Raw genomic sequence first — 15,110 nt, forward strand, 5'->3', positions numbered from 1 at the left:
GGTTACGCGGAGGTTAGAGCTCCGCCAATAAACCTATTCTTCGTCGGCAAGCATCTTGTCAATGATAAGCTCTTCGTCACTTGGTATATGTGCATATTGACCTTGTTCATAAAAGCTTTGATCATCGTCGTCTTGAGGCTCTTGGAGTATTTTGTCAACTATATTGCTATCAGATTCTGCCTCAATATCCTCATCTAGTGGATCAGTTGGTAAGGTGTCACCAATGAATTCATAGTCAATACAGTAGAAATACTGCCTTTTACCAATACTGGGTATTGTGACTCTGTACTGTTGCTTATCACTATCATGTGTAAGGACGCCAAGTTCTTTTAGCTTATTACCGACTTGTGACGGCGTAACATCATTACATAGACCTCGAAATATCTCAGGTAATAGTAATATGCACTGATCATTGTATCGGTAACCATCAACACTACCTTTTATCTTAGTCGAGTAAGAATCAGGTAACTTATGAAAGTTCTGACGACACCAATCTTTCAGTCCATCAATAACACGCTCTAGATCACTTTTGCCCATTTCAATATTGGCTTGCCAACGGTCTATCATGAAGACAATTGCGTCACTTATTTCTTCCTCAGACCATGGTAGTAAGCCAAAACTATGAGCAAGAAGACCAGCAACAAGAACTAGAGCAAAACGACGAATTACACGCCTCTGAATGCTATTTACGGCATAGTCAGATAACTGTTCAACAATAGCTTCCCATTGCTCACGTATTTCATGTTCAAGCTCTGCTTTACTTTCGTAAGCATCAAGTAAGTGTTGAACAAATGATGCTCCTAGATGCCCTCCATAAGCGTTGCAGCTATCTTTGAATCTTTCAATTCGTTGAGCTGTTTCGCTATGAGATTCGCTTTCAAGAGCCATGTGTGATGGTTCAATCAACATACTAGGAAGTCGTGCTAATAGACCTGCATTAATAGGTGATTTACTTTGTCTCAGCTTGTCTTCGATGGATAATTCGCCAGTACTTAACATCAGAACAGAAGCTTTTTGTTGCTCAGCTACTTGGTAGTTAGACGTCATCCTTGCTTTTCCTGCACCTGACAATATTTTGTAAAGTGCAGAGCTAAGGTTGGATGATCTAAACGCACCTAACTCGTCAATACAAACACCAAGCCCTGAACGTTCCGTAGTCAATGCCTCCATACCGTTTGAGGTAGATGACCATGAGATGATGAACGATTCGGTAGAACCATCTCCTGGCTCGCTACCTGATCCCATAACACTTGCCATAGCTTGTAGTATGGTACTCTTGCCTGATCCTGAAGGGCCAAAGACGTGAAATCCTGACCCTTCTAAGCTCATAAGTTCAGCTAAAGGTGCGGCAAGGCCAACACAAATAGCGAACTTTTGCGGTTCTGTAAGACATTGCTTGAGTACATTCTCAACATAGCCTTCTAAATCACCTTGAACGATAAGTCCGTCTGCTGGTTTGCCTTTCTTGGGTCTGTAGGTGAAGTCTTTATTTGACTTCTTTACCGACTCAGCCATTAGCACTAGCTTACCAATAGAATAAACTAAGTAATCTTCAACAAAACCCGTTGTAGTAATCACGTAACGTACTGGTAGATAAGGCATAAGAGTCACTTGCTGCAAGTAGCGTTTAAAGTCATTAGTTCTTTTGGTAAGAATGTTTATGCCTTTGTCAGCTAACTCAGCAAGCACCGAATTAAAATCACCATAGATTTTCTTCATATCTATAATAATTTCTTGCTCCTTACCATTTGAGCTAAAACCAAGAATGACACCATTATGACTAACACCATCTACAGAGCGGTTTCTTGCTATAGGTATTAACGGTTGATCACAAAATTGGTTTAAATTGCCACTTGGATCAACAGCAAACATTTTTCCATCAAAACAAGGGTAGCCCGTAGGTTGTTCCTGTTTTCCATTTTCTTCTAAGGTTAAGGTGGGTAGGTGGCTCATGCGGTAACCTCATCTTTGAAAGCTTCAATTTGAGCATTCAACCAACATTGAAGTTGGTTAAAGTCATACCTGATGCACTTCTTTGACAGACGGACATATGGAATGATTTCACTTTTCTCCCCATAAGCTCTCTGCTTTGCAAGAAAAGATGGCGATACATTTAAGTATTCTGCCGCTTCTCTCTCGGTTAACCATTGCTTGTAAAGCTCGGTGGCTTTGTTTCTTACTTCAATAGATTGATCATTATTTCTCATGATAATCCCCAATGCAGCGGTAGTAGTAAAATTACTACCGAATAAATCAGGAAACATCTCAACTACTGATATTTTTCACTTACATCAAGTATTGTCATTTCTAGAGTGTGACAGCTTGTCTTCCCAATACCAGTTCCATACTAATAACCCTAGGTACTCCCATACTTGATTTACGTTACATGTTGAGCTGTTAAACAGCCTCATTGATTTTTTCGTTGTGAAAAAGCGTTCATTGAGATCATTGGATACTAAAGACCCAATTTTTTGGCGTAGTCATTTGAAATTTGACTCTGCTTTTGGTTGCTAATAGCTGAATAAACAGCGGTACTAGCACTCGAACGATGGTGTAGAGCTACTTGTAGTTGATAACTACTACAGCCTAACTCCAGCAATTGAACAGCGAAAGTGTGCCTCATTGCATGGCAGCCTCTCTCTTGTAAGCCTACTTTGCGGCAGACTCGTTTGAGTACAGCACTAGGACAAGATATTTGTGATTTCATATCGATTCCTCGAAATATGTACCCTGAATTGCCATGTTTTAAACATTGCTGTTCTATGATTACTTTTGCTGGCTCACTTAGCACTAAATAGCATCCTTCACCGCTTTTCGTCATTTCGACTAGCAATGTGCCATTATGTGAGTCGTAGTGTTCCAACTTAGCCGTTCTAGCTGTGTTTCTTCTACAACCTGTCAGTAACATGAATTTCAAAATGTTTTGAGCTTCTAAATTACTTTCGCGTTGTAGTTCAGGCAAGAGTATTTGCAACTCTTCACTGTTAAAGTACTTGCGTTGAACCTGCTTTTCGGGAAAATTAGCGATGCCTTTAGCTGGCGATTCTTTCAATACTCGTAGCTTGTCCACTGAGTGCGTGAAAATCGCTTTGAGTAAAGACAGATGCCTATTAGCACTAGCAGCTGACAATTTTTCCGTTAGTTGAGCATGGTAGCGTTCAATACTAGTACGGGTAATCGCACTAAGTTGTTTGCTACCAAAGTAAGGTAGTAAGTAATTCCTAAACTTAGAGTCATCAGAATCCCATGAAAGCTTCTTAGCCTTTGTTTCGGCTTGGTATAGCTCTACAAGATCTGAGAATAACATTTGAGCCAACTTACGAGTACCAATAGGATCTAAACCCTTTTGTATTGCTGCTCGCATTTCGTTAGCTAAACATCTCACTTCTGATATTTTAAGTGTTTCTGCATCACCCAATCTGTCGCGGTATCTTCTTTTTCTATAAGATAAAGAAAAGTAAAATACCAAGTTGCCAGAAGCATAATGAATCATACTGAGACCAGATGTTTTACTATCTGAGTATTCAATCTGTTTCTTTCCTTCTGGTAAACCAGACTCAACTAATTTTCGCAAGTTCTCACGCGTTAGGTTAATTTTCCTACCCACGTTAAAACCTTATTTTAATCCAAATTGTTAAAGAACTTTTCACTAAGACTCATTCGCTTAGGTGGTGCATTAAAATACAAACCTAAGTGATACACAAGTGTTAAATATGTTGGATCCCTTAGTGGTAAGGTTTATAGGGTTTGCGTTCGCTAACCTTTGTTTTTTTTGGTATGGAGTTTGCTTTAAATGGTTAGTGTCGTCCCATCGATACCCTTTCATTTTGCACTTTGCGAATATGAACATATTTGAGTATTTTCTTAAAAATCGCAGTACATAAAACAAACACTACTTAAAACTATTAGTGATATGAAGTCATGATTTTCGATAAAAAGAATCTAATTAAAAATGTAGTACCTAACCGAAAGTAACTCGTAAATACTATTGATGGATAATGATGTCTGGGAAATATCTGGGTAGATATGCGTCAATTACGGTCCATAGGTAGGTAATAAAATGGTAGTACATTGTAAACTTAGGCCATAAATATCTACGAATAGCTAGTAACGTATAGGTCATTGTGATTTATTCAAAATCCGTTGCCTTCGGGCGTGGCGGTTCAAGTCCGCCTACTGGTACCACTTTTGAACCCTAGCCAATTGGTTAGGGTTTTTTTATGCCTGAAAAAAGTAGTTAGCGGACTTGAGCGCCACGCAGGGCGTGGCACTGGAATAAGTAAAAGTCCGCCTACTGGTACCACTTTTGAACCCTAGCCAATTGGTTAGGGTTTTTTTATGCCTGAAAAACCCCAGCCATCAGCCATCAGCTGTCAGTTTTTAGCTAGAGCGGTGCGGTGGTTGGGTTTTGAAACCACCCTCAGCAATTCAATTCGTAAAGTATTGTAGGAGGTAGTTTACTGCCGAACCAGCAATGCTGAAAAATATAATTCATGGCTAATACCAATCCGCAATAATACTTAATCATCTTGAGGGATTAAACCTGTCGCTACCTGCGTTAAAAATTTCTGATTTAGAACAACTAAATAACGAAATTTTTGCCTTGTTATCAACGAGGTTTTATTGCCTCAAAATAGACCACTTAATTAAGCGAATTGGTATAAAGCCATTCCAACGGGTACATTTTGCCTAAAGCCTAGTACCTAGCACCCAGAGCTAATAACTCAAATCTAAGTACCAATTCAGCCTCTATTAAAGCAACTTTTGTTCTATTTCTAAGCGGTCAAGTTCAAACTATGCTTAATCTAAAAATAACCCTGTAAAAAGTGTGTTTATTTGGTTGAAAATTAATCGTTTAAGACTAGAGTACGATGGTGTTTGAATACATCTTATAATACAATTTGTGGCCTTAAGTATAAGTGAAGTCAATCACTTAGTGCACATTATCGGGTAAGGTAGCTTAGCGTGGGTACATACGACTTAAAGCGTATTGTTGAAAGTATTTCAAATCTTAAAAGTGAGAACTTTTATAATGCGATATGCTTGTCTTTATCAGAAGTGCTTGGTGCTTCTCATGTTTTTTTAGCGCAAGTCGATGAGTCAACTTTGCATGCAACGACTATCGCTTTGTGTGCGCATGACGAAATTGTTGAAAACATCAGTTACGATATACGCTGTACGCCTTGTAACGATGTCAGCTGTGGCAGTATCTCTAGTTTCAGCTCGGGTGTTCAGCAGTTATTCCCAGATGATCAGATGCTCGTTGATATGGGTATCGAAGCCTATGTGGGTGTGCCTTTACAAAGTATATCGGGTAAAACCGATACCATTCTTGTCGCGCTATTTCAGCATGAAATAAATGATGCGATGCAAATTGAGTCTTTTTTCTCGTTATTTACTGGTCTTATCCAGCGAGAAATCGAAAAAGATCGCTTTATAGCTAAACTTGATTTTGCAAACCAATTGATTGAGCAAAGCCACGAAGCAATTTTTATTTGCGACCACAATGTGCAAATTACTTACGCGAATACCGCATTTACTAAAATGACGGGTTATTCATTGGATGAAGTCTTAGGGCAAAATCCTAAAATTTTAAGCTCAAACAAGTATGACCCGCATTTTTATAAAGCAATGTGGCACCAAATTAACACTGAGGGTAAGTGGTCTGGTGAAATCACCAATAAAACCAAACAAGGTAAGTTGTACACGCAGTTTTTATCGATAACCAAAATGCAAAATAATGGTGAAGATTGCTATGTGGCGTTTATTTTAGATATCACCGAGAAAAAAGAAGCTGAGCAGAAAATCTATTTTCATGCAAACCACGATCAACTCACCGGTTTAACTAATCGATTTTACTTTAAAGAGTACTTATGCCAGTTGCTATCATCTTTGTCTTATCAAGATGATGAGAATACTAATCTAGCCGTGATCTACTTTGATGTTGATAAGTTCCAAGATATCAACACAGTTTACGGCTTAACCTTTGGCGATAAGGTTTTATGCGAGCTTTCAGAGCGACTAAATAGCAGCTTTAAAGAATCTGCTTTTTCGCGTATCGATGGTGATAGTTTTGCAATTTTACAAACTTATCAGCATGTCAGTGAACTTGAGCATGTTTGTAAACAAATTACCGCGTTACTTGTTGAGCCTGTATCTATTGGCGGTATAAGTCAGCAGGTGTCAGTTACGCTGGGTATTAGCCAATTTGAACAAGCAGGAACGGCGACTTCACAAGAAGATATCGAAAAAATAGCCCGTCGTTTAGTTCGCCAAGCTGAGCTTGCCACCTTAAATGCAAAACAAACAGGCGATGAGTATCTGTTTTTCTGCAAAGAGATGGATAACAAGGTCAAAAAGCATAATTTACTGGTTGAGCAGCTTACACAAGCCGTAAAGAACAACGACATAGAAGTGTATTTTCAACCTATTATTGATATTGAAAATAATACGGTCGCTAAATTCGAAAGTTTAGTGCGATGGAACAACCAAGGGCAATGGGTATCACCTGCTGAGTTTATTCCGCTTGCAGAAGAGTCGCGGGTGATTATTCCCCTCGGTGAACTTGTATTGATTAAAACCTGCCAGCAAATAAAGGCGTTAGAAGCACAAGGTTATGAAAACTTTGTTTTTAATGTGAACCGTTCTTTATTTGAATTTACTGAGTTTAACCCTGAACGTAATGCATGGCTTGAGATTATTAAAGGGCAAGGGGTTAAACCATCACAAATTTCATTTGAATTAACTGAGAGTGTTTTAGCGCCAGAAAATACTAACCATCTCGATGTGTTAAAGCAGTTGAAGCAAGCTGGGTGTTTAATTTCATTAGATGATTTTGGTACGGGTTATTCGTCTCTTAGCTACTTGCGTCGCTTTCCGGTTGATGTACTTAAACTAGATAAGTCATTTATTGATGAAGTACATGTTGATTTAGGCGACGAAGCGCTGGTTAAATCGATTATCCAAATGAGTCGTGTTTTGGGTATTAAAGTCGTTGCTGAAGGGGTTGAAGAGCGCGAGCAATTGGCTGTGCTAACCGAAGCCGGTTGTGACTATATACAAGGCTATTACTTTTCTAAACCATTGCCAGCAAATGATGTAATTCCATTTTTAACGCAATTTTCTCGAGAGCAGTAGGTAATTACGGTATGATTTTGACATCAAACAGTTAGCAAAGCTTGTGATGTCAGAATTAACCGCAAAGCAAAACATAAAGGCGATTGTTACAGCCATTAAGGCCGAAGAGCAGTCGCTTAGAGCGCGTTTCCCTATACTCAACCAGCAAAATACACTTGCGATGTTTATTCTGCTGATGTCGTTGTGCTCACTAATCGGTGTTGCAACACTTTATTACTTAGCGGTTATTCCCTCGTGGCTGTGTATCATTCTGGTTGCCTTTATTACCTCGGTATCGCATGAGCTTGAGCATGACCTTATCCACAAGCAGTACTTTAGTAATCGTCCTTTTATACATAACTTTATGATGTTAACCGTGTGGCTTATGCGGCCAAATACGGTTAATCCTTGGTATCGCAGAAAGATTCATTTACATCACCATAAAGTATCTGGCACGTCGCAAGACTTAGAAGAGCGTTTGGTGGGCAATGGCATTAAATCGCCATTTTTGAGAGCCTTGGTCATCACTGATGGCTTGCTAGGTTTGCTAGTTAATACCAAGCGATTTAGTAAAGAAATTAGCGGTTTTAAGTTTTTACGGGTATTTAATGCGGGCTTTCCGATTGCAACCGCATATTTTGCGATTCTTTATGGGGTAATTGCTTATTACGCTGTGCAGTTTTTGCAGCCATTTACATTGCCAGATTGGGGAGCTGAGTTATTGGCGATGGCAGAGTTTTTAATGGTGGTACTTATCGTGCCTAATATTATTCGTTCTAGTTCTCTTAACTTAGTGACATCTTCAATGCATTACTATGGCGGTGTAAATAATTTGCTTGAGCAAACACATGTGATCACCAGCCGCTGGTTTTTACCGTTTCAGCTATTTTGTTTTGATTTTGGCCGAACCCATACAATCCATCATTTTGTGCCGAATCAGCCCTTTTACATTAGACAATTGATCAGCAAAAAAATACGTCCTATTATGGCCCAAAACGGGGTACGTTTTAATGACTTACAAAGCTTAAAACAGGCTAATCATTACCCTGTAAAAGGGCAATCATCTCAACAAGGAGTTTAATATGAAGGTCACTGGTCGTTGTCATTGTGGTGAGGTAACTTATCACGCAGAAGTGGATGAAAATAAAGTGATTAACTGTCACTGCACTGACTGTCAAATTATCTCGGGTGCGCCATTTCGTACTGTTGTTGTGTCTGTGCCTGATGGGATTACTTTTACAGGTGCTGAGCCAAAAGAATATATAAAAATTGCCGAGAGTGGTAATCAGCGTGCGCAAGGGTTTTGTGGTAACTGTGGTACAGCCTTGTACGCGACTTCTGTAGGAGCTGGCGAGCGTATTTATGGCTTACGTATTGGCGCCGTAGAGCAAGCTGATGAGCTTATTCCAAAAGCGCATATTTGGTATCGCTCATATAAACCTTGGCTAGATAACCTAAGTAATATGAGTGCCTTTGAAACCGCACCTAAGTAGCTGCGGTTTTATTTCTCTTGTTGGTCGATAGTGATATTTCGGCCGCTTAAGTAACCAAATAAAGCACACAACAGGCTAGATGCAATACACAGCCAAAGTGCTCCTGCCCAGTTATTAAAATAACTATGTAAGGCGCCCGCAATAATAGGGCCTGTTGCAGCCAATAAATACCCGATACATTGTGCCATACCCGATAACGCTGCAGCTTGCATTGAGTCATGAGTGCGCAGGCTTACAAATGATAAGCCCAATATAAAACAGGCACCTGAGCAAAAACCTAAGGTGACTGACCAAAGCATCGCAAAGCTAGGCGCAACTAATAATCCAACAGAACAAAGCGCGCCAAGTAATGCCAAGCTTAGGGTTAAGATGCGTTGATCTTTTAATTTGGCAAGTAGTGGAATAAGCACAATACCTGGTAGCGCTGAGGCTACTTGAAAGGCGCCTTGCAAAGCACCCGCGTGCTGCGCACTGTGGCCGCCTTCTATTAAAATGCTAGGTAGCCAACCTAGCATGATATAAGTGAAAAATGAGTTAAAGCCGAGCAATAACGTAATTTGCCAAGCAAGTGCAGAGTGCCAAATTTTGCTTTGTGTACTGTTTGAAACGGATGCCTGTTTTGGCATGGTATGTTGCTTAAGTTGTGGTAACCACACCACAATAGCTAGCACAACCAATAAGGCATAACTGGCAAGCGCCAATTGCCAACCAAGTTCTTTATACTCAGCCAGCGGAATGATGAGTGCTGAATAGCTGCCACCAAATATGCCCATTGCCAAAACATAACTAGACGTCATTACTGCCACTTTGTGTGGAAAGTCTCGTTTTATCAGGCTTGGCAATAACACATTACCAATCGCGATACCGACACCAATCACTGCAGTGCCAATAAATAATACGGTGGCAGAATCAATAACACGAGAGACAACCCCTATGCCTATTAATACAAGGGCAATGAAAAGTGATACTTCAAGGCCATATTTTTTAGCAAGGCTTGCTGCCATAGGTGAAGCAATAGCAAATGCAATTAAAGGTAAAGTCGTCAACATGCCTGCTTGCGATGCATTTAACTTAAATTGATCAATGATCTGTTCAAGTACTGGAGCAATACCAGTGATAGGGGCTCGCAAACTGGCTGCAATAAGAAAAATGCCCAGCACTAAAAGAAGGTTACGAATTAGATTTTGAGAAGATGACACGCTGTTTAGGAACTATAGCAATAGATACATTTATCATACCAAAACACTAAACAGCGTGGGTGAACTATGAGATAGCTCACCAAATAATGCGGTTATTTAAAACTGATAACTTGCTGATAACATGGCGTTGCGCGGTCTACCCGGAAAGTAGCGATCGCCACTAAATGTTGTGTAGTCAGCGCGCTCTGCATAACGTTCGTCGGTTAAATTGTTTATACGTGCAGTCACAGTAAAGTTAGCTGATAGCTGCCACGCCGCTCTTAAGTTTACTAATGAGTGACCTTCGTAGCTATGCTGGTTTTCAGGATCAGTAAAGTAGCTGCTGGTGGTATGTAGCTCAAGCCCAACACGCGTGATGTCGTTTGCTTGCCAAAGTAGCTGTAAGTTTGCGATGTTACGTGGTGCAGTATCAATGAGGTTGCCATTGATATTAACCCCACTGAGCAATTGGTCATAACTGTATGTATGCTTGGCGTGGCTCGCGGCTAACTGCATCGATAAGCTTGGCGTAATGGCATAAGCTAACTCTAGCTCAACACCACGGTGCTGGGTTTGGCCATCATTGACGTAATAAAAATCACTGTCGCGGAAAATCGTGTTCTTTTTATTCATTGCATAAATGCTAACTACATAATGCAGTTGTGCTTGTTGACCTTTTAAACCTAGCTCGAGGTTTTTAGCTGTTTCAGATTTAAGATCTGCGACATTTTGTTCGCGTTGTAACTGATAAAGCTCTGCCGCTTGCGGTGCTCGATAACCTTCTGAAGCATTGGCGTAGATAAACTGGTTATCAGCATATTGATAGCTTAAACCAAGCTTAGGCGAAAAGTTAGTAAAGCGATTTTCGCCGCTTTCTGGTCGAGAATAGCGGCATCCGCCCATTGCGCATGCTGTGCCATCTTCTTTTGTGCGACCAGCCAACATATGGTTGTCGTAGTCATAACGCATACGCTCGTATCGACCACCAAGGCTGATGAGTAACTCATCAAGTTGCCAATCAAGATTCACAAACGGTGCTAATAGGGTGCTTGTTACTTGATAATCATAATGTTTTCCTTGAGGCACGGTGGCAACTAAAAACGCTGAGCCTTCAGTTGGGCTATACTGATATTGTAAAAAATCAGCATCCGTAAGCTCACCATCAAAGCCAACTGTTAAGAGGCTAGAGCCTGTTAACTTATGCTGCCAGCTTGATTGAAGGCCAACACCTTGCTGAGCATTTTCTTCAAGGGGAGTACCCGGTAAAAAGTGCTTAAAGAAGGTCATGTTTTGATCGCGGATATAAGGCGTTAGGGTAAAGCTGTTAGCCTCATCTTGTGTCCAATTTAGCTTGGACCAAACACGCAAAGAGCGAGCTTTACGAAATGCATCAGGATCAAAATTAGACTGAGCTATTTGCTCATCCTTATAGCTTTCAAAGCCTTCTATGTAACCAGCCGTTTGTTGATCTAAATGGGTGTAAGTCAGGCCTGTATTTACACTTAGTTTTTCGCCATCAAAACGGTGACGCAGTGATAGCTTTTCTTGATCAACACTTTCGTCATCACGATAACCCGTATCTCGGGTGATCGTGGCATTAATGCCTAAACCTTGCTGGCCAAAGTCACGGCCCGTACCAAGTTTGTAGCGAGTGTAGCCAAACGAGCCGTAATCAAAACCAAGTTGGTTGTGGTCATAGGTTGTATCTGGCGTGATCACGTTGACTACACCATGGACTGCGTTTGAACCGTAAAGAGCAGAGCCCGGGCCTTTCAGTACTTCGATACGTTCAGCCATTTCAGTGTGGGCTTCGAATAACTCATTGATGTTGCAAAAACCAGCTGCGCGAAGTGGAATACCATCTTCAGCAGTAAGTAAGCCACCGCATGCACCTGCGCCAGAAAGTACAGGTGAACGTAAAGCGGGTAAATACTCCTGGCCATTACCGTGTTGAAGATTAGCACCGGCCACTTGCTTAAGGGCTTGTTCAATATGAGTAGGAGCGATAAGCGCCAGTTGCTTTTGTGAAATACTGCTGACCACAACAGGCAAAGGATCTGCCAACACTTCGCTGCGCGAGGCGGTCGTTGTAATATGTTCTAGCTCATTATTAGCGAAAGCTTGATGGTTAAACAATGAGGTGCTCACAAGCACTGAGAGTATCGACAACTTCATGAAAACCCTTTGGTTAGGTACAACAAAAACCAAAGGGTAACTGCTTTTTAGGATGGGTAAAAGCTTTCGCGATTAATAACTTTGTCTGTTATGCGCTACGGCGATGTACGGCAAAACCAGCCAGTGCTGCAACTAACCAGAACAAGCTACTGCCGCTACTGCCGTTTCTGTGCGTGACATTAGCTACTTTTTCTTCTTTAACGCGGGTTTTAAATTGCGCCAATTCAGTATCTAGATTTGTGATCATGTCATCAACAGCGCCATTAAAGCTTGCCAGCGATTGCTCTTTAGCGACTTCATCGATGCCAATCGCTGTGCTGCGTTGCTCTGCTTTATGTATACCTGGAGCGCGAAACAGCATTTTTCGGCTTTTTATATCAAATACGGCTGTATCTACAAAGGTTTGTACTGAGTTTTCACTGCCCGGAATCACATATAAACCAACAATCGTTAGATATAAAAAAGCGGCGTTATTTTCTAAGCTTTGCGACACTTGGTCGTACGAAACAAGGGCCATAATATCCACATCATATAATCGTGATACTTGCTCTAATGCGGTAAATCCTTCGCCGCCTTTTAAATAAGTACTTGGGATCACTTCAATGCGGTCAATATAGTCATATTGCATAAACTGCTTTTTAACTTTGTTCAGCAGTGCCACTTCGTCACCGTGGTGTAAGCCATCATTGTACTTGTTAGGAATAAAGGCAATCCCAACAGTAGCAGGTAAGTTTAAAGTTGGGATCGTTGCTTGGTGTGCCGCTCTGTCTTGCTGGTCTGGGTAAAGGTACTCAACCAATGAACTTGATTGCGTTTTTTGATTGCCATATTGGCTCATCATGGCACTACAACCCGTTAGTGCAGTAATGCTAATGACCAAACACCATTTTAGTACATTCATAAATTATCCTTATTATGTAGTGAGGAAGCGTTTGTTTCTGTTGCAAATATAACGACAGACGCCCCAAACGGAACTGTAACTCAGACTCGATTTTTCGTAAATAGTGCCAAAGTAGTTTAAAGAAATGTAAAGATTGGCTTTCTAATGTATTGATATGTAAATAGTTACGTTTTTAAATTGTAACCCTTCATCTATGATTCAGGCTAAAACGTTAGGCTTTTTACCAAGAGCAAACGTTGAGGGTCTCTATTATGAATAAATTAATTACTATCTCAGTTGCCGTTTTAGGTTTGAGTTTGATACCTATGGAAGCAAACGCGAAACATGATCGTGACCATGATAGATACGAACATAAGCACGAACGTAAAAAGCATAAAAAGCATAAAAAACACCACAAACATCACCATCATGACAGATATGATCGTTACGATAGATACGACCATTACAGCTACCGTGATTTACCACCCGGTTTATACAAAAAAGTAGGGCATGGTGGTGGCTTACCACCAGGTTGGTATAAGCGTTATCACCATGGTGATATTCTTGACCGAGATATATATCGCCATGGTCGAGTGATTAAACGTCGCGACCGAAATGGCATTATTGCCATCGAAATCGATGACCGCCTTATTCATCTAGTACACGATACGCGAGAGATTTTATCAATCGTTACTCGCCATCGTTAATCCTGTCAAAAGCCGCTTAGCGGCTTTTTTTAGCTGTTTCATACCCAGTTCAGAAAAACTTGCTACGCTTAACTAGGACTAACAAAAGGAGCACTCGTATGAAAGCATTGTTAACAGTTGCAGTGATTGGTTTAAGCCTAGTGACGGCTGGCGCACTTGCAAAAGACAAGGATAAGGACAAAGGTAAAAGTCTGCCACCTGGCCTTGAAAAGAAACTTGATAATGGTGGTGATTTACCACCCGGTTGGCAGAAGAAATTACGCAAAGGCGATATTCTTGACCGTGATATTTACCGCCGCGGTAAAGTGATTAAATCACGAGACAGAGATGGTCTAATTTCAATTCAAGTAGACGATACTGTCGTGCGTTTAGTGGAAGATACCCGAGAAATTATTTCTATTTTGAGTCGCTAATTTTGCTTGAATCGATCATGACTTATGGATTGAGTTCACTATTGGCCATGCTGCTAGTGGTCTCAATCTTGCCATTTTCATATTCCCAACATTATTTAATTCGCAGTTGTGACTTTGTACGCTTGCAAGTGGTTTACCTTGCTTGTGCGAGTTTAATTGCTGCAAGCTATTTAATCAGTCGTACGGGATCAATGCTTTATATTGGTTGTGCTCTGGCGAGTATCATCGTGCTGCTTTTACAAGTTGGCTGGATTTATCCTTACACAAGACTAGCTAATAAGGAAGTTGCCTCAAGCAATAAAAGCGATAAGCACAGTATTCGTATTATGTCGGCAAATGTACTGATGTCGAACACCGAATATGCCAAACTAATTGGCTTAGTCAAAACTCACCAACCTGATTTCCTCATTACGTTAGAGTCTGATCAAACTTGGCAAAATAAACTGAGCAGTTTAGAAAAAGAGTACCCATATCGTGTCTACTGCCCAAAAGATAATCGTTATGGCATGCACTTGTACAGCAAGTTTAAAATTAAACAACAGCAAGTTTGTGAGCTTATAGAAAGCGACATCCCCTCAATTCATATTTTGTTTGAAGATGCAGATGGCGTAGAAGTACAAGGGCACTTTATTCATCCTGCTCCCCCGAGCCCCACAGAAGAAGATAGCTCACGACCGCGTGATACTGAGCTGATAATTTTAGCTAAAGCACTTAAAAACAGACAGCGACCTTGTATTGTTGCAGGAGATCTAAATGATGTTGCATGGTCGCGTAGTACCCGCTTGTTTATGCGTATCAGTGGTTTGTTAGATCCACGTAAAGGTCGCGGCTTTTTTAATACGTTTCATGCCAGTTATTTCTTTATGCGCTGGCCGCTTGATCACCTTTTTCATAGTAATGAGTTTAGCGTTAAGCGTATTGAGCGTTTGGCAAAATATGGCTCAGATCATTTTGCACTACTTACTGAACTTGTTTATAACCCCGATTCTGACAATCAAAAACAACAAGAGCAGATTGATAAAGAAAAAGTAGTGGATGAGTTAAAAATGCCAGCAGCGTCTAAGCAGCAAGTGCCAATGTTTAACAAGTGATAACCTTATTCAGGGCGGACAATTAGATATAAGAAAGGGCTCTAATGAGCCCTTTTT

Annotated in this window: 12 protein-coding genes; 6 read left to right on the plus strand and 6 right to left on the minus strand. The window is 40.7% G+C overall.

The window, feature by feature from the left end; translation table 11 throughout:
* Positions 1–33 precede the first annotated feature (33 nt).
* From J8Z28_RS03895 to J8Z28_RS03905, 3 genes are all read right to left on the minus strand, one after another.
* Positions 34–1,953 carry a DUF927 domain-containing protein gene (locus J8Z28_RS03895; protein WP_250659932.1) on the minus strand — a complete coding sequence of 640 codons (1,920 nt, stop codon included), beginning with the start codon at positions 1,951–1,953 and terminating at the stop codon, positions 34–36.
* Positions 1,950–2,264, minus strand: coding sequence for a helix-turn-helix transcriptional regulator (locus J8Z28_RS03900; RefSeq protein WP_250659933.1), 315 nt, complete (start codon positions 2,262–2,264; stop codon positions 1,950–1,952). Before J8Z28_RS03900 ends, J8Z28_RS03895 begins: the two co-directional genes overlap by 4 nt.
* Before the next feature lie 191 nt (positions 2,265–2,455).
* A complete protein-coding gene (locus J8Z28_RS03905; protein WP_250659934.1) occupies positions 2,456–3,574 on the minus strand; it encodes a tyrosine-type recombinase/integrase in 1,119 nt (372 codons plus the stop codon).
* Positions 3,575–4,965: 1,391 nt separating this feature from the next.
* On the opposite strand from J8Z28_RS03905, the gene J8Z28_RS03910 reads away from it, so the two are divergent.
* The 3 genes from J8Z28_RS03910 to J8Z28_RS03920 are packed head-to-tail and all read left to right on the plus strand — an operon-like array spanning position 4,966 to position 8,609.
* Positions 4,966–7,137 carry a putative bifunctional diguanylate cyclase/phosphodiesterase gene (locus J8Z28_RS03910; protein WP_250659935.1) on the plus strand — a complete coding sequence of 724 codons (2,172 nt, stop codon included), beginning with the start codon at positions 4,966–4,968 and terminating at the stop codon, positions 7,135–7,137.
* Between the two features lie 46 nt (positions 7,138–7,183).
* Entirely contained in the window at positions 7,184–8,197 is a 1,014-nt protein-coding gene (locus J8Z28_RS03915; protein ID WP_250659936.1) for a fatty acid desaturase, read from the plus strand.
* A gap of 1 nt (position 8,198) precedes the next feature.
* The gene (locus tag J8Z28_RS03920; protein WP_250659937.1) at positions 8,199–8,609 is read left to right on the plus strand and encodes a GFA family protein; all 411 of its coding nucleotides are present in this window, start codon (positions 8,199–8,201) and stop codon (positions 8,607–8,609) included.
* An 8-nt stretch (positions 8,610–8,617) separates the two neighbouring features.
* On the opposite strand, the gene J8Z28_RS03925 is transcribed toward J8Z28_RS03920, so the two are convergent.
* The 3 genes from J8Z28_RS03925 to rhlP form a co-directional block, all read right to left on the minus strand.
* A complete protein-coding gene (locus tag J8Z28_RS03925) occupies positions 8,618–9,808 on the minus strand; it encodes an MFS transporter (protein WP_250659938.1) in 1,191 nt (396 codons plus the stop codon).
* A 96-nt stretch (positions 9,809–9,904) separates the two neighbouring features.
* Positions 9,905–11,962, minus strand: coding sequence for a TonB-dependent receptor (locus J8Z28_RS03930; protein ID WP_250659939.1), 2,058 nt, complete (start codon positions 11,960–11,962; stop codon positions 9,905–9,907).
* 88 nt (positions 11,963–12,050) lie between these two features.
* Complete coding sequence (gene rhlP / locus J8Z28_RS03935; protein WP_250659940.1) at positions 12,051–12,863, minus strand: rhombotarget lipoprotein; 813 nt, start codon at positions 12,861–12,863, stop codon at positions 12,051–12,053.
* A gap of 251 nt (positions 12,864–13,114) precedes the next feature.
* On the opposite strand from rhlP, the gene J8Z28_RS03940 reads away from it, so the two are divergent.
* The 3 genes from J8Z28_RS03940 to J8Z28_RS03950 all read left to right on the plus strand — a co-directional run bounded on the left by J8Z28_RS03940 (position 13,115) and on the right by J8Z28_RS03950 (position 15,053).
* The gene (locus tag J8Z28_RS03940; RefSeq protein WP_250659941.1) at positions 13,115–13,549 is read left to right on the plus strand and encodes a hypothetical protein; all 435 of its coding nucleotides are present in this window, start codon (positions 13,115–13,117) and stop codon (positions 13,547–13,549) included.
* A 98-nt stretch (positions 13,550–13,647) separates the two neighbouring features.
* A complete protein-coding gene (locus J8Z28_RS03945) occupies positions 13,648–13,962 on the plus strand; it encodes a hypothetical protein (protein ID WP_054562704.1) in 315 nt (104 codons plus the stop codon).
* 17 nt (positions 13,963–13,979) lie between these two features.
* Complete coding sequence (locus J8Z28_RS03950; RefSeq protein ID WP_250659942.1) at positions 13,980–15,053, plus strand: endonuclease/exonuclease/phosphatase family protein; 1,074 nt, start codon at positions 13,980–13,982, stop codon at positions 15,051–15,053.
* Positions 15,054–15,110: the final 57 nt, after the last annotated feature.

The organism is Pseudoalteromonas sp. SCSIO 43088, assembly GCF_023650795.1.
Taxonomy (GTDB): domain Bacteria; phylum Pseudomonadota; class Gammaproteobacteria; order Enterobacterales; family Alteromonadaceae; genus Pseudoalteromonas; species Pseudoalteromonas shioyasakiensis.